At 67.7% G+C, this 15,158-nt stretch carries 11 protein-coding genes; 6 read left to right on the forward strand and 5 right to left on the reverse strand.

The window, feature by feature from the left end:
- Positions 1–38: 38 nt before the first annotated feature.
- The 4 genes from GGR73_RS18135 to GGR73_RS18150 all read right to left on the reverse strand — a co-directional run bounded on the left by GGR73_RS18135 (position 39) and on the right by GGR73_RS18150 (position 5,349).
- On the reverse strand, positions 39–2,873 hold the full coding sequence (locus tag GGR73_RS18135; RefSeq protein ID WP_184458191.1) for a valine--tRNA ligase: 2,835 nt from the start codon (positions 2,871–2,873) through the stop codon (positions 39–41).
- 207 nt (positions 2,874–3,080) lie between these two features.
- On the reverse strand, positions 3,081–3,506 hold the full coding sequence (locus GGR73_RS18140) for a DNA polymerase III subunit chi (protein ID WP_016902887.1): 426 nt from the start codon (positions 3,504–3,506) through the stop codon (positions 3,081–3,083).
- Positions 3,506–3,877: a hypothetical protein gene (locus GGR73_RS18145; RefSeq protein ID WP_024939130.1), complete on the reverse strand. Its 372-nt coding sequence runs from the start codon at positions 3,875–3,877 to the stop codon at positions 3,506–3,508. Before GGR73_RS18145 ends, GGR73_RS18140 begins: the two co-directional genes overlap by 1 nt.
- Positions 3,877–5,349, reverse strand: coding sequence for a leucyl aminopeptidase (locus tag GGR73_RS18150; protein WP_184458193.1), 1,473 nt, complete (start codon positions 5,347–5,349; stop codon positions 3,877–3,879). Before GGR73_RS18150 ends, GGR73_RS18145 begins: the two co-directional genes overlap by 1 nt.
- 107 nt (positions 5,350–5,456) lie before the next feature.
- On the opposite strand from GGR73_RS18150, the gene lptF reads away from it, so the two are divergent.
- The 3 genes from lptF to GGR73_RS18165 are packed head-to-tail and all read left to right on the forward strand — an operon-like array spanning position 5,457 to position 7,947.
- On the forward strand, positions 5,457–6,539 hold the full coding sequence (gene lptF, locus GGR73_RS18155; protein ID WP_039814671.1) for an LPS export ABC transporter permease LptF: 1,083 nt from the start codon (positions 5,457–5,459) through the stop codon (positions 6,537–6,539).
- A complete protein-coding gene (gene lptG / locus GGR73_RS18160) occupies positions 6,536–7,642 on the forward strand; it encodes an LPS export ABC transporter permease LptG (RefSeq protein WP_024939127.1) in 1,107 nt (368 codons plus the stop codon). Before lptF ends, lptG begins: the two co-directional genes overlap by 4 nt.
- Before the next feature lie 5 nt (positions 7,643–7,647).
- Positions 7,648–7,947, forward strand: a complete 300-nt coding sequence (locus tag GGR73_RS18165; protein WP_154832648.1) for a hypothetical protein — start codon at positions 7,648–7,650, stop codon at positions 7,945–7,947.
- Between the two features lie 130 nt (positions 7,948–8,077).
- On the opposite strand, the gene GGR73_RS18170 is transcribed toward GGR73_RS18165, so the two are convergent.
- Positions 8,078–8,539, reverse strand: coding sequence for an RDD family protein (locus GGR73_RS18170; RefSeq protein WP_046344347.1), 462 nt, complete (start codon positions 8,537–8,539; stop codon positions 8,078–8,080).
- A 187-nt stretch (positions 8,540–8,726) separates the two neighbouring features.
- Here GGR73_RS18170 and xerD point away from each other — a divergent pair, with 187 nt between their 5' ends.
- From xerD to purL, 3 genes are all read left to right on the forward strand, one after another.
- On the forward strand, positions 8,727–9,698 hold the full coding sequence (xerD, locus tag GGR73_RS18175) for a site-specific tyrosine recombinase XerD (RefSeq protein ID WP_046344346.1): 972 nt from the start codon (positions 8,727–8,729) through the stop codon (positions 9,696–9,698).
- A 135-nt stretch (positions 9,699–9,833) separates the two neighbouring features.
- Positions 9,834–10,637, forward strand: coding sequence for a DsbC family protein (locus GGR73_RS18180; RefSeq protein WP_016902881.1), 804 nt, complete (start codon positions 9,834–9,836; stop codon positions 10,635–10,637).
- 391 nt (positions 10,638–11,028) lie between these two features.
- The gene (purL, locus tag GGR73_RS18185) at positions 11,029–15,078 is read left to right on the forward strand and encodes a phosphoribosylformylglycinamidine synthase (protein ID WP_184458195.1); all 4,050 of its coding nucleotides are present in this window, start codon (positions 11,029–11,031) and stop codon (positions 15,076–15,078) included.
- Positions 15,079–15,158: the final 80 nt, after the last annotated feature.

Consider the following 15,158-nt stretch of genomic DNA (forward strand, 5'->3'; position numbering starts at 1 on the left):
CGCCCGCAACACTGCGGGCGTTGTGCGTTTTGGCGGCGTTAGATCTTGGCGCGTTGCTCGCGTAGGCCGGTCAGCTGCGTGGTCCAGTCGTTCAGGCGCGCACGCTCCTGTTCGACCACCACGGCCGGTGCGTTCTGCACGAAGGTGGCGTTGCCCAGCTTGCCATTGCACTTGCCGATCTCGCCTTCCACGCGCTTGATTTCCTTGTCCAGGCGCGTGCGTTCGGCATCCATGTCGACCAGGCCTTCCAGCGGCACCAGCAGGGTCAGCTCACCGACGATGGCCGTGGCCGACGGCGGGGTGTCCTGGCCGGCCTCCAGCCAGTCGATCGCTTCGAGTTTGAGCAGGAACGACAGCTGCGAGGCAAAGCGGCCAATACGGGTGCGATCGTCGGCAGTGCCGGCCTGCAGCAGCAGGCGTACCTGTTTGGACGGCGGTACGTTCAACTCGCTGCGCACACGACGCAGGGCCGACACCATCGACTTCAGCCATTCGACATCGGCCTCTGCGCCGGTGTAGCTGGCGGTGTCGATATCGCCTGCCTGCGGGAATGCCTGCAACGAGATCGTGGCGGCGGTGATGCCCAGGCGCGGTGCGACCTGCTGCCACAGTTCTTCGGTGACGAATGGGGTAAGCGGGTGCAGCAGGCGCAATAACGCTTCGAGTACGTAGAGCAGGGTGTGCCGCGTGCTGGCGGCAGCTTCGCTGTCCTGGCCGTTGAGCGCGGGCTTGGCCAGTTCGACGAACCAGTCGCAGAACGCATTCCAGGCGAACTCGTACAGCGATTGCGCGAGCAGATCGAAGCGGTAGTTGGCGTAGTGCGCGTGGGTTTCGGCAGTGACCTTGTCCAGGCGCGCCAGAATCCATTGCTCGGCTTCGGTGCGCGGCTGCGGCACGCCGGCAAAGCGCGCGCCCTCGGTATTCATCAACACAAAGCGCGTGGCATTCCACAGCTTGTTGCAGAAATTCTTGTAGCCTTCGGCGCGGCCGAGATCGAACTTGATGTCGCGGCCATGCGTGGCGAGTGCGGCGATGGTGAAGCGCAGCGCGTCGGCACCGTGGGCGATGATGCCGTCCGGGAATTCCTTGCGCGTGGCCTTTTCGATCTTCTCGGCCATGCGCGGCTGCATCAGCCCGTTGGTGCGCTTGGCCACCAGGTCTTCGATGCTGATGCCGTCGATGATGTCCAGCGGATCGAGCACGTTGCCCTTGGACTTGGACATCTTCTGGCCCTGCGCATCGCGGATCAGGCCGGTGATGTAGACATCGCGGAACGGCACCTGGCCGGTGAAGCTGTCGGTGGCCATGATCATGCGCGCCACCCAGAAGAAGATGATGTCGAAGCCGGTGACCAGCACCGACGACGGCAGGTAGCGCTCGAAGCCGCGCTCGGCCATCGCGTTCGCATCCGGCCAGCCCAGCGTGGAGAACGGCCACAGTTGCGAGGAGAACCAGGTTTCCAGCACGTCACTGTCCTGGTGCAGCGCGACGTCGGCACCCAGGCCGTGTTTCGCGCGCACCTCGGCTTCGTCGTGGCCGACATAGCACTTGCCTGCCTCGTCGAACCACGCCGGGATGCGATGGCCCCACCACAGCTGACGGCTGATGCACCAGTCCTGGATGTTCTCCATCCAGTGACGATAGGTGTTGATCCAGTTCGGCGGCACGAATTTGACCTGGCCGCTTTCGACCAGCTCCAGGCCGCGCCTGGCCAGCGCGTCCATCTTTACGAACCACTGGTCGGTCAGATAGGGCTCGATCACCTGGCCGGTGCGATCGCCGCGCGGCACCTGCAGCTTGTGTGGCTTGGTTTCGACCAATACGCCCAGGTCTTCCAGTTCCGACAGCACCAGCTTGCGTGCGTCATAACGATCCAGGCCGCGATAACGCTCCGGCGCATTCTCGTTGATGGTGGCGGTGACGGTGAACAGATTGATCAGCGGCAGGTCATGTCGCACGCCCACCTGGTAATCGTTGAAGTCATGCGCAGGCGTGACCTTGACCACGCCGGTGCCGAAGGCGCGGTCGACATAATCGTCGGTGATCACTGGCACCTGCCGGCCGGTCAGCGGCAGCACGATGCGGGCGCTGTGCAGCGTGGCGTAGCGCGGATCTTCCGGATGCACCATCACTGCGGTATCGCCCAGCATTGTTTCCGGGCGCGTGGTGGCGACCACCAGGTAATCGCGGGTTTCGCGCAGCGTCTCGACGCCGTCGGCATCGTGCTCGACGTGCTCGTAGGTCACGCCGTCGGCCAGCGGGTAGCGGATCGACCACAGGAAGCCGTCTTCTTCGACGTTTTCCACTTCCAGGTCGGAGATCGCGGTCTTCAGCACCGGGTCCCAGTTGACCAGGCGCTGGCCGCGATAGATCAGGCCCTGCTCGTACCAGCGCACGAAGGCTTCGTTGACCGCGGCCGACGGCTGCGGGTCCATGGTGAAGGTGCTGCGCGACCAGTCGCTGGAGGTGCCCAGCCGGCGCATCTGGCGCTCGATGGTGTCGCCGGACTCGGCCTTCCATTCCCACACCTTGGCGATGAAGCCCTCGCGCCCCAGCGAGTCGCGTGTTTCGCCGTTGCCTTCCAGGGCCAGGTTGCGCGACACCACCATCTCGGTGGCGATGCCGGCGTGGTCGGTGCCCACCTGCCACAGCGTATCGAAGCCGCGCATGCGGTGATAACGCACCAACGCGTCCATCAGTGTCTGCTGGAACGCATGGCCCATGTGCAGCGTCCCGGTCACATTCGGCGGCGGCAGCAGCACGGTATACGGCTCACCCTTGCCGGACGGCACGAAATAACCGGCCGCCTCCCACTGCGCGTACAGGCGCGATTCGAAGGAAGAGGGTTCGTAGCTGGAGGCGAGGGTGGTCATAGAGGGGCGGCGATTCGTTGTTCGGGATTCGGGATTGGTTGCGTCATGGGGCCGGCGAGAAGCACTGGCAATCCACTCATCAACATCAGCGGTGGTGCGGTGGTGCGAAGATCGGCTATTGCGGATTTGTCGTTGGATGCAGCCCTGGGATGCGCAAAAAACCTGCTTTTGCCAATCCCCAATCCCGACTCCCCAATCCCCGCCCACTCACATGTCGTATTTGGTCAGTTCCAGGCCCAGGGCCTTGTACTGCTTCCAGCGCTCGCGCAGCGGTTCGCGGGCGGCGGGGTCGGCCGGGACGACTTCCAGTACGCGGTCGCAGGCGCCCAGGTAGGGGTCGTCGCGCAGGTTGATCACCAGCGGGCGCGAGGGAGCATCGAACTCCGGCGCGGCGATCAGCACCGGCGCCAGTTCGTCTTCCTCGTCGGTGCCGGCAATCTGGTGCGGGATGTAGGCCTCGTCGTCGAATGCCCACAGCAGGTCGTCCAGTGCCTCGGCCTGCGCGGCGTCGCGCGCCAGGATCAGCGTGGACAGGTTGGCGTCGTTGGCCTTGCGCGCCAGCTCGCAGACCAGCCGCAGCGGTTCGTTGAGGAAGCGCGGTTTGGCGATCAGGTAGAAATCGGCACGGGGCATCAGGCGGTCACAAAGCGGGAGGAGAGCAAGAATTCGGTGGCCATGCCGGCGGCCACGAACAGGGCAGCAAAGCCGAGCACGGCCAACAGCAGGCCGCCGAATGCACGCAGGCGGCGCCCCGGCGGGCGCGAACGGTACAGATACACCGGCAGGAACAGCACGGCGAACGCCACGATGCCGATATTCATCCAGGCCGGCCGGCGGTAGCCGAGCCGGCGGCTGTCGGCCGCCAGCCAGACAAACAACAGCACAATCTGCATGACGATCCAGAGCAGGTCGATGCCGGGGTTGGTCCAGCCCGGCACCGCGCTGGCTGCTCCGTTCACAACGGAGAAGCCGGCAATCAGCGCCAGTGCAGCGCGTGGCGACATCAGGCCGCGCGGTCCAGCAACCACTGGGTCAGCAGCCCCACCGGGCGGCCGGTGGCCATGCCGCGCTTGCCTTCGTCGCTGGCGACGCCGGCGATGTCCAGATGCGCCCAGCGCTGGTTCTCGGTGAAGCGCGACAGGAAGCAGCCGGCGGTGATCGCGCCGCCCCAGCGGCCGCCGATGTTGTAGACGTCGGCGAAGCTGGAATCCAGCAGGCCCTGGTACTCGTCCCACAGCGGCAGGCGCCAGGCGCGGTCGAACACGTGCTCGCCGGCGGCCAGCAGTTCGTTGGCCAGGTCGTCGTGCTTGCTCATCAGGCCGGCGGTCTGGTGGCCCAGCGCCACCATGCAGGCGCCGGTCAGCGTGGCCACGTCCACCAATGCTTCGGGGTTGAAGCGCTCGGCGTAGGTCAGCGCATCGCACAGGATCAGGCGGCCTTCGGCGTCGGTGTTGCCGACCTCGATGGTCTTGCCGGACATGCTGGTGATCACATCGGAGGGGCGGTACGCATTGCCGTCAATGGCGTTTTCCACCGCCGGCACCACCACCACCAGGTTGATCGGCAGCTCGGCCTTGACGGTGGCCACGAAGGTGCCGATGACGTTGGCGCCGCCGCACATGTCGTACTTCATTTCCTCGATGCCGCCCTGCGTCTTGAGGTTGACGCCGCCGGTGTCGAAGGTGATGCCCTTGCCGACCAGCACGTACGGACGCGCGTCGCCGCCGCCGTTCCACTTCAGCACGATCAGCCGCGGGCGGTTGGCCGAGCCACGCGCTACCGACAGCAGCGAGCCCATGCCGAGCGACTCCATCTGCGTCTCGTCCAGGATCTCGGCCTCGGCGCCGGGGAACTTGCCGGCGAACGCGGCGGCGGTCTCGGCCAGATAGGCCGGGGTGCAGTAATTCGGCGGCAGGTTGCCCAGCTCGCGGGCGAACTCCACGCCCTCGGCGGTGGCCACGCCCACGGCCAGTGCGCGGGCGTCGTCGCCGGCGATCGCCAGCGTGGTCAGGCCGGTCTCGTCGACCTTCTTCTTGCCCAGCGTGGCGGTGTAACGGTAAGCGGCGTGGTCGCTGACGATGATGGCCTGGCGGATGTTCCAGGCGCTGTCGCGCGCCTTGACCGGCAATTCGGTCAGGGTGAGCAGGGCGGTGCCGACCGGGCCGGTCTTCAGCGCGCGGGTCGCGTCGCCCACCGCCTTGAGGTACGGCGCCACGCCGAACTTGCCGGCTTCGCCCAGGCCGACCACCAGCACGCGCGGGGCGACGACGCCGGGCAGGTCGTGCAGCAGGCTGGTGCTGCCGGTCTTGGCAGCCACATCGCCGCGTGCCACCAGGGCCGTCAGACGGCCCTGGCTGGCGCTATCGAGTGCCTGGGCGGCGGGCGACAGGGTCTTGTCGGCGAACACGCCAACCACGATGCAGTCGACGGCGGCGCTTGCCGGCGCGTCTTGGTTCAGGGTGAATTGCAGGGCCATTGATCAGATTCCGTAGGCAAATCCGTACAATCGCGGGCTGTTTACGCCAACCTGACTAGGCTGGCGCCGCCGCGAACGAATCCGAGAGTTTAAAACAAGCCCACCCCATGCCGAAGCTCGATCGATACCTGCTTAGCGATTTCACCCAGAGCTTCCTGGCCACCTTGATCGTGCTGCTGGTCGTCAGCGTCGGCGGTGTGCTGGTGGATATCCTCGGCAATATCGCCGACGGCCGCATCCCTGCTCGCTTGCTGCTGTCTCAGGTGGGCCTGCAATTCGTTGCGTATCTGCCGATCATCCTGCCGCTGGCGCTGATGCTGGGGCTGTTATTGGCACTGGCGCGGCTGTACCGCGATTCAGAAATGGCCGTCATCACCGCCATCGGTGTGGGCCCGCGGCGCCTGCTGCGGCCGATGCTGATGCTGGTGGTGCCGGTGGTGGTGGTGATCGGGCTGTGCTCGCTGTGGCTGGGCCCCTGGGCCAGCCGCACCGCCGAGACCATGCTGGAAGACGCCAACCGCAGCATCGTGATGGCCGGCCTGGAGTCGGGCAAGTTCACCCCGTTGTCCGGTGGCGGCGTGGTGTACCTGACCACGATCTCGGCCGACGGCAAGGGCCTGGGCAAGGTCTTCATGCAGCGCCAGAAGGACGACCGCATCGATGTGGTCACCGCCGACCGCGGCGCGATGTTCTTCGAAGGCAAGGCCGACCGATATCTGCGCCTGGAGGACGGTTATCGCATCGAAGGCCCGGCCGCCGGCAACACCCTGGACTACCGCCTGATGAAGTTCGCCAGCAACGATGTGGCCTTGCCCGACCGGACCCAGGTGCACGATGCCAACGATCCGGAAGTGATGTGGACCACGCAGCTGCTGTCGGACCAGCGCCCGGCCGCGCGCGCGCAGCTGCATGAGCGCCTGGCGCCGCCACTGCTGGCGCTGGCCTTCGCGCTGTTGACCCTGCCGCTGTCGCGCAGCGCGCCACGGCAGCAGCGGTATGGCCGGATCATGCTGGCCTTCCTGGCGTACATGGTGGGCACCAATCTGATGATCGTCGGCACCCAGTGGATCGCCAATGGCAAGACGCCGGCCGCGCTCGGTCTGTGGTGGCTGACCCTGCCGCTGCTGGCGGTGGCGATCTGGGCGTATGCGCGCGATGGCCGCGTGCGTCGGCCGAGGGTGCGCGCATGAGGCTGATGCCACGCGTGCATGACTGGTACATCGGGCGTGCGGTGTTGTTCACCGTGCTGCTGACATGGGCGGTGCTGCTGGGCCTGGACCTGGTCAACGCCTTTGCCAGCGAGGCCAAAAGCATCGGCCAGGGCAGCTACAGCTTTGGCCATGCGGTGGCCTACGTGGCCTATACCGTGCCGCGCCGGGCCTACACCTTGTTTCCCACTGCGGCGGTGATCGGCGCCTTGATGGGCCTGGGCCAGCTGGCGGCAACGTCCGAGCTCACCGCGCTGCGCGCGCTGGGCGTGTCGCGCAAGCGTATGTCGGCCTCGGTGGTGGCGGCCATGGCGCTGCTGACCGCCACCATGGTGATCAGTGGCGAGACGGTGGGGCCGTGGGCACAGAACCAGGCCGATACCCTCAAGACCAGCGCCCGCTACAACAGCAACATGGCCGGCTCGCGCTATTCCGGCCTGTGGGCGCGCGAGGGCGACACCTTCCTCAATGCGCTCAGCGGCGAAGAAAAGCTGCTCGATGGCGGCGGCACCGCGCTGGACCTGCACGATGTGCGGCTGTACCACCTCGATGCCAGCGGCCGCATGCAGCAGCTGACCTATGCGGCACTGGCCGAGAACCGCAATGGGACCTGGACGCTGCGCCAGGTGCGCCGCGACACCTTCCAGGAGCGCTCGGTGCAGCGCGAAACCTTCCCCGAGCTGCCGTGGCAATCCCAGCTCAGCCCGGCGGCGCTGGCGGCCGGGCTGGCCAAGCCGCGCAACCTGTCCGCGCGCGATCTGGAACAGAGCATCGAGTATCGCCGCCGCAACGGCCTGGACGCGCGCGACTACGAAGACCAGTACTGGAGCCGCTGGTTCTATCCACTCAACGTGTTGGCGCTGTGCCTGGCGGCGATTCCGTTCTCGTTCGGTTCGCTGCGTAGCGGCGGCCTGGGCAAGCGGCTGTTCCTGGGCATCCTGTTCGCGCTGGGGTTCTGGCTGCTGCAGCTGTTCTTCGGCCGCATGGCCGGCGCACTCAAGCTGGATTACCGCATCGCCTACGCGCTGCCGCCGATGGTGATGCTGGGCGTGTCGGCATGGCTGTTCCGACGGCGCAGTAGCTGACGCCGATGCGTCGGTTCAGCGTATTCGGAACCGTGCTTTGCCTGCTATACGTCGCTGGAACTGCTCTATGCGTGTGGGCGGCCAGCGACGCTGGTGGCGACCCCAAGGGCCATTTTGTATTGCTGCAGTTGCCGCTGACACCACAGCTGACTGTGCTTGATGCCATGGGTGCTGACGCCTGGTTGACCGATATGCCCTGGGTGCACAGCTATGTGCTATTGGTTCCGCCATTTCTGGTGGCGCTGTATCTGGTTGGCTATGCCGTGCAGTGGCTGATTGAGCGCCCCTCGGCACGCGGGCATTGAGTCCACACCCGTCTCGGTTCGCCGCAGTTAACTGCCTGCACGCGAGCAGTTGCCTGGTGGGTGCTTCGCATGACGGCCGCACTCCGTTGTCGCCTGCCGTCGAGATCGGCAAGAGGGCGGTCTGGTCGTTTCAGCGCTTGGGCGTGCGCTGCAGCCGGGTGCCACTGGCGCGGTCGTGCCAGGCCAGGCGGTCGCGGTCCAGCCAGGCCCACCAGAATCCTGCGCCAGCCAAGGCCAGCGACAGCGTGCCGACGGCATAGCGGACCCAGAGCGCGCGCCAGTTGGCTTGCGGCCCGACCAGCGACAGCCGCCACGGGCGCATGCCCAGGGTCTGGCCACCCCGTCGCCAGCTGACGGTGGCGTACACCCCGGCGGCGATCCAGCAGCACAGCCACAACAGCCATTGCCAGCCGCTGAAGGGGGCGATGTTTTCGCGGGCCGGGTGCCCGGCAAGCGTGAAGCCCAGCGTGAACGCGGCGGAGATCAGCATCCATAGCGCCAGGACCGGCCAGGCGTCGTAGCACAGGGCCAGCAGGCGCCAGACCACCAGGGCGGGCGGTCGCGCGCTGCGCGGTGAAGGGGGCGAGGTCATGCCGCGAGCATAGCCGGCACAGCCGATCGGGCAACGTCGCGCTGCGGCAATCCCGCGCCGGGCCGGGCCTGTGCGTCGAGGCGGGAGCGATGTGGTGGCTGGCTTGTCGAGGCAAGCCGCACCACCAATCCCGCGCCTGGCCAACACGGCGCGCCGCAAATCGCATGTCACGCTCTATGCTGTTGCGATGTCAGCCAGCAGTCCCGCCGAACGTCGCCAACTGGCGCAACACCTGCCACCGGTGCAGGCCGCCGATGCCGCCGCCATCGAACGCTTCCTGGACCGGTTATGGGCCGAGCAGGGCGTGGCACGGCAGACCCTGGACAGTTACCGGCGCGACCTGGAAGGCCTGGCGCGCTGGCGCGACGGTGCCGGCGGCGGCCTGCTGGGTGTCGATCGGGCGGCGTTGTTCGACTATCTGCGCTGGCGCGCTCAGGCCAATTACTCCCCACGCAGCACAGCGCGGCTATTGTCGACGCTGCGGGCGTTCTACGCGCTGTGCCTGCGCGATGGGGTACGCAGCGACGACCCGACGGCGCTGATCGACCCACCAAAGTTGCCCCGTAGCTTGCCCAAGGCGCTGACCGAAACGCAGATCGAGGCGCTGTTGGCCGCGCCCGAGATCGACACGCCGCTGGGCCTGCGCGACCGCGCAATGCTCGAGCTGATGTATGCGGCCGGCCTGCGCGTCAGCGAACTGGTCAACCTGCCGGCGGTGGGGGTCAACCTGCGCCAGGGCGTGCTGCGGGTCACCGGCAAGGGCAGCAAGGAGCGGCTGGTCCCGCTGGGCGAGGAATCCCAGCACTGGCTGGAGCGGTATCTGAGCCAGGCGCGCCCGCTGCTGGCCAGCCACAAGGCGGTGGCGGCAGTGGACGGGCAGGTGCCGTTGTTCATCGATGCAGCACGGCAGCCGCCCAGCCGCCAGCAGTTCTGGGCGCTGGTCAAACGCTATGCGGCGGTGGCCGGGATCGACCCCGCCACGGTGAGCCCGCACGGGCTGCGGCACAGCTTTGCCACCCATCTGCTCAACCACGGTGCGGACCTGCGCGCGCTGCAGATGCTGCTGGGTCACAGCTCGCTGTCCACCACGCAGATCTACACCCTGGTGGCGCGTCAGCACCTGCAGAAGCTGCACGCCGCCCATCATCCGCGCGGCTGACTGCGGTCGCAGGCGCAGCGGCATCCCCCCGCGGCCCATTCAGCGGCTCGGCCGGCAAACAAAGCGTCCCGCTCGCTGCCTGGCTTCATCTGCGCTGTGCGAGAATCCAGGCACCCCATTCCACTGGATGCGTGAATGTATCGTCTTGCCATCGCCGCGCTGCTGGGCGCAATCAGCCTTACCGCCTGCGCGCAATCCTCGCAGCCTGCGGCAAGCAATGCCGGCGCCAAGCCAGCCGCCGCCGCTGCCCCCGCCGCTGCGGGCAATGTGGACCAGCGTGTGAGCGTCGCGCTCAAGGCGCTGGATCCGGATTTCAAGCCGGACTACATCGGCGCCGCGCCGTTTCCCGGTTTCCGCGAAGTGGTGGTCGGCGGGCAGGTGCTGTACGTCAGCGACGACGGCCGTTACCTGATCCAGGCGCAGCCGTTCGACATCCAGAACAAGCAGTTCGCTGCCAGCCCGGGCCTGCTGGCCTACCGCCGCAAGCAGCTGGAGACAGTGCCCAAGGCCGACCGCATCGTGTTCGCGCCGGCAAACCCCAAGTACACCGTGACGGTGTTCACCGACGTGGAATGCGGCTACTGCCGCAAGCTGCACAGCGAGATCGGCGAACTCAACAAGCAGGGGATCGCGGTGGAATATCTGGCGTTTCCGCGCATGGGCCTGGGCAGCCAGGACCACAAGGAAATGATCGCAGTGTGGTGCGCGGCCGACCGCAAGCAGGCCCTGACCGCGGCCAAGTCCGGGCAGCCGGTGAATGCCAAGGACTGCAAGAACCCGGTGTCCATGGAATACACGCTGGGCCAGCGTCTGGGCGTCAATGGCACCCCGGCGATCTTTGCGCCGGACGGCACCCAGCTCGGTGGCTACCTGCCGCCGGCGCAGCTGCGTGAGGCGCTGGAAAAGCGCGCGGTCAGCACTGCCGGCGGCAGCCGCTGAGGTATCCGGCAGCGGCGCCGGGATGCCGGCCGCTGCGGCGGTCGGTGTGATCGATCAGGAGGCCGGAATGCATGCATTCCGGCCTCCTGCGTTTCAGGGTCGTGCTGGCTGCACGGTTGATGCGGTGAGAGCGGCGGTGGACCGGTGGTGGCTAGCGCTGCGGACGTTGCTACCGCGCTGCGACCCGGCCTAAGCGCGGGCGTGCGCGTGACTCCCTGCCGGCATCGCCATCCGCCTTCGCCGTTGCCGCATCGGCCGGAATGCGCCGAATCCGGCCCGGGATGTGCGAATGATCACCGCATGGACCGGCGGCCCACCCACGCCGGGTCCGGCGCCGACGCATCAGCTCCGTTACAATCTGCAGCCCCGTTTCTGACACGGTTCCCCGGACATGATGGTCCTCGAGGGCGCTTCCGCCCTTTCGCCGTTCCGCCGCGCTCGGCTCGAAACCCGCCTGCAAACCCTCGTTCCCGCGCTGCGCATCACCGGCGCCTGGCACGTGTACTTCATCCGCGCCGAGGCCGGGCAAGCGCCCGACCAGGCCACCTTGCAGCGGATCCTGCAGGCCGAAGCCGCCCCCACGCCGCGGGCCGAGGATGCCTCCTCGCGCTATGTGGTGCCGCGTCTGGGCACCTTGTCGCCGTGGTCGAGCAAGGCCACCGAGCTGGTGCGTGGGGCTGGGCAGCCGATCCAGCGCGTGGAGCGCGGCACCCGCATCGATCTGGCCGGCTGGCCGGCCGACGAAGCGATGCAGGCCGCTGTGGCCAAGCTGCTGCACGACCCGATGACGCAGTCGCTGCTCGGCTCGGCCGCGGCCGCCGAGGCGCTGTTCAACGTGCCCGATCGCGGACAGTTGCAGCGCGTGCCGCTGGCGGCGCTGGAACAGGCCAACCGCGACCTCGGTCTGGCGCTGGCGCAGGACGAGATCGACTACCTGCGCGAACGCTTCGCCGAGCTGGGCCGCGACCCGGCCGATGTCGAGCTGATGATGTTCGCCCAGGCCAATTCCGAGCACTGCCGGCACAAGATCTTCAATGCCAGCTGGACCATCGACGGCAAGCCGCAGGAGCGCTCGCTGTTCCGCATGATCAAGCACACCCACCAGCAGACCCCGCAGCACACCTTGTCGGCCTACAGCGACAACGCGGCGGTGGTGGAAGGCGTGCCGGCCGCGCGCTATCGCGCGGATCCGGCCAGTGGCGAGTACCGTGCCGAGGCGGTGCTGCCGTCGGCGTTTGCGATCAAGGTCGAAACGCATAACCACCCGACCGCGATCGCGCCGTTTCCCGGCGCCGCCACCGGTGCCGGTGGCGAGATCCGCGACGAAGGCGCCACCGGCCGCGGCGGCAAGCCCAAGGCCGGGCTGACCGGGTTCACGGTGTCGCACCTGCGCATCCCGACCCTGCCGCAGCCGTGGGAGGCGCCGCGCGCGCTGAACCCGCGCATGGCTCCGGCGCTGGACATCATGCTCGACGGCCCGCTCGGCGGCGCCGCGTTCAACAACGAATTCGGCCGGCCGAACCTGCTCGGCTATTTCCGCAGTTTCGAGCTTGCCGAAGGTGCGGGCCTGACCCGCGCCTACGACAAGCCGATCATGCTGGCCGGCGGCCTGGGCGCGATCGATCGCAATCAGGTCGAGAAGCTGCGCCTGCAGCCCGGCGATGCGGTGATCGTGCTGGGCGGCCCGGCGATGCTGATCGGCCTGGGCGGCGGTGCGGCCAGCTCGGTGGCGGCCGGCGACAGCGCCGAGGCGCTGGATTTCGCCAGCGTGCAGCGCGAAAACCCGGAGATGGAGCGCCGCTGCCAGGAGGTCATCGACCGCTGCGTGGCGCTGGGCAGCGACAACCCGATCCGCTGGTTCCACGATGTGGGCGCGGGCGGCCTGTCCAACGCCATCCCCGAGTTGCTGCACGACTCCGGCGTGGGCGGCATCATCGACCTGGGCCGCGTGCTCACCGACGACCCCTCGCTGTCGCCGCTGGAACTGTGGTGCAACGAATCGCAGGAGCGCTACGTGCTGGGCGTACCGCAGGCACGCCTGGACGAATTCGCCGCCATCTGCGCGCGCGAACGCTGCCCGTTTGCCGCCGTCGGCGTGGCCGCGGCCGAGGAGCGGCTGGTGGTTGGCTATGGCGTGTTTGGGGACGGGATTGGGGAGCCGGGATTGGAGATTCGCAAAAGCGATTCATCAGTTGCCGGGTCCGCCGTTGCTTCCAACCAATCCCCAATCCCCAATCCCCAATCCCCGCTCCCGATCGACCTGCCGATGGATGTGCTCTTCGGCAAGGCACCGAAGATGCATCGCGATGCGGTGCATCCGCCGGCGCCGCAGTGGCCGGTGCTGCAGACCGCCGCGCTGGACCTGCAGCAGGCCGGCCTGCGCGTGCTGGCGCATCCCACGGTGGCGTCCAAGAGCTTTCTGGTGACCATCGGCGACCGCAGCGTGGGCGGCCTGACCGCGCGCGAGCAGATGATCGGGCCGTGGCAGCTGCCGCTGGCCGATTGCGCGATCACCCTGGCCGGCTTCGACACCTTCGCCGGCGAGGCGATGTCGATCGGCGAGCGCACCCCGCTGGCGTTGTTGAACGCCGCCGCGTCGGCGCGCATGGCGGTGGGCGAGGCGATCACCAACCTGTGCGCCGCGCCGGTGCAGACGCTGGACAGCATCAAGCTGTCGGCCAACTGGATGGCCGCCGCCGGTCACGCCGGCGAAGACGCGCTGCTGTACGACGCGGTGCGCGCGATCGGCATGGAGCTGTGCCCGGCACTCGAACTGAGCGTGCCGGTGGGCAAGGACTCGCTGTCGATGCAGGCGCAGTGGGTTGTCGGGAATGGAGAATCGGGAATCGGGAATGGCGAAACGCCGCAGCCTTCCGCCGTTGCGAATCCCCAATCCCCAATCTCCAATCCCATCGCCCACAAGAGCGTTTCACCGGTCTCGCTGATCATCAGTGCATTCGCGCCGGTCGGCGATGTGCGCACGCAGTTGACGCCGTTGTTGCGCAGCGACGAAGAGAGCGAGCTGTGGTTGATCGGGTTGGGCGGCGGCAAGCAGCGCCTGGGCGGTTCGGTGCTGGCGCAGGTGTATGCCGACGCTGCGGCATTGCCGGCGTTCGGCGGCGAGGTGCCGGATCTGGACGATGCGCAGCGGCTGCGCAGCTTCTTTGAACTGATCCGCGCGGCGCGCGAGAGCGGCCTGTTGCTGGCGTACCACGACCGCAGCGATGGCGGTGCGTTTGCGGCGCTGTGCGAGATGGCGTTCGCCTCGCGGCAGGGCCTGGACATCACCCTCGATGCCTGGGGCGACGATGCGTTCCGCAGCCTGTTCAACGAAGAACTGGGTGCGGTGGTGCAGATCGCCAGCGAGGACCGCGCCGCGTTCGCCGATCTGGTCGAGCGGCATGCGCTGACCGAGTGCGCGCAGCGCATCGCACGCCCCACCGGCGCGCCACGCATCCGCGTGAGCGGGCAGGGCCGGGTGCTGGCCGAGTGGCGTTGGGAAGCCTTGTTCGACGCCTGGTGGTCGGTGACGCACGCCATGCAGAAATTGCGCGACAACCCGGAAACCGCCGACGAGGAGCGCGCGCAGGCGCGCGACTTCCAGGCGCCGGGATTACGTCCGAAGCTGGTGTTCGACCCGTCCGAAGACGTGGCCGCGCCGTTCGTGGCGACCGGTGCACGGCCCAAGGTGGCGATCCTGCGCGAGCAGGGCGTCAACGGGCAGATCGAGATGGCCTACAACTTCGAACGCGCCGGATTCCGTGCGTTCGACGTGCACATGAGCGACCTGATCGAAGGCCGCGTGGATCTGGCGCAGTTCTCCGGGTTTGCCGCCTGTGGCGGCTTCAGCTACGGCGACGTGCTGGGTGCCGGCCGTGGCTGGGCCACCTCGATCCTGGAGCGCTCGGCCTTGCGCGATGCGTTCGCCGCGTTCTTTGCGCGCAGCGATACCTTCGCGCTGGGTGTGTGCAACGGCTGCCAGATGCTCAGCCAGCTCAAGGACATCATTCCCGGTGCCGAGCACTGGCCGCGCTTTTTGCGCAATCGCAGCGAGCAGTTCGAAGCGCGCACCGCCTTGCTGGAAGTGGTGGAGTCGCCGTCGATCTTCCTGCGCGGCATGGCCGGCTCGCGGATCCCGGTGGCGGTGGCGCATGGCGAAGGCCGCGCCGAGTTCGACACCGTGGTGGATCAGGCGGCTGCCCGGGTGGCCCTGCGCTTCATCGATGGCGATGGCGCGGTCGCATCGCAGTACCCGCTCAATCCGAACGGCTCGCCGGACGGCATCACCGGCCTGACCAGCAGCGACGGTCGCGCCACCATCCTGATGCCGCATCCGGAGCGCACTCCGCGCACGGCAAACCTGAGCTGGCACCCGGCCGACTGGGGCGAGGATTCGCCGTGGCTGCGGATGTTCCGCAACGTGCGGGTCTGGTGCGGTTGACGGTAGGGAGGTGTGCGGCGTGAGCTGAAGCGCCGTACCAACCGTGTCATTGGACGGTCGTGTGCAGCGATGCACACGGC

This window comes from Xanthomonas sp. F14 (assembly GCF_014199865.1).

Bases quoted from the DNA above. Each gene is read 5' to 3' on its own strand.
- GGR73_RS18135 (WP_184458191.1), bottom strand. From the start codon at position 2,873: ATGACCACCCTCGCCTCCAGCTACGAACCCTCTTCCTTCGAATCGCGC.
- GGR73_RS18140 (WP_016902887.1), bottom strand. From the start codon at position 3,506: ATGCCCCGTGCCGATTTCTACCTGATCGCCAAACCGCGCTTCCTCAAC.
- GGR73_RS18145 (WP_024939130.1), bottom strand. From the start codon at position 3,877: ATGTCGCCACGCGCTGCACTGGCGCTGATTGCCGGCTTCTCCGTTGTG.
- GGR73_RS18150 (WP_184458193.1), bottom strand. From the start codon at position 5,349: ATGGCCCTGCAATTCACCCTGAACCAAGACGCGCCGGCAAGCGCCGCC.
- lptF (WP_039814671.1), top strand. From the start codon at position 5,457: ATGCCGAAGCTCGATCGATACCTGCTTAGCGATTTCACCCAGAGCTTC.
- lptG (WP_024939127.1), top strand. From the start codon at position 6,536: ATGAGGCTGATGCCACGCGTGCATGACTGGTACATCGGGCGTGCGGTG.
- GGR73_RS18165 (WP_154832648.1), top strand. From the start codon at position 7,648: ATGCGTCGGTTCAGCGTATTCGGAACCGTGCTTTGCCTGCTATACGTC.
- GGR73_RS18170 (WP_046344347.1), bottom strand. From the start codon at position 8,539: ATGACCTCGCCCCCTTCACCGCGCAGCGCGCGACCGCCCGCCCTGGTG.
- xerD (WP_046344346.1), top strand. From the start codon at position 8,727: ATGTCAGCCAGCAGTCCCGCCGAACGTCGCCAACTGGCGCAACACCTG.
- GGR73_RS18180 (WP_016902881.1), top strand. From the start codon at position 9,834: ATGTATCGTCTTGCCATCGCCGCGCTGCTGGGCGCAATCAGCCTTACC.
- purL (WP_184458195.1), top strand. From the start codon at position 11,029: ATGATGGTCCTCGAGGGCGCTTCCGCCCTTTCGCCGTTCCGCCGCGCT.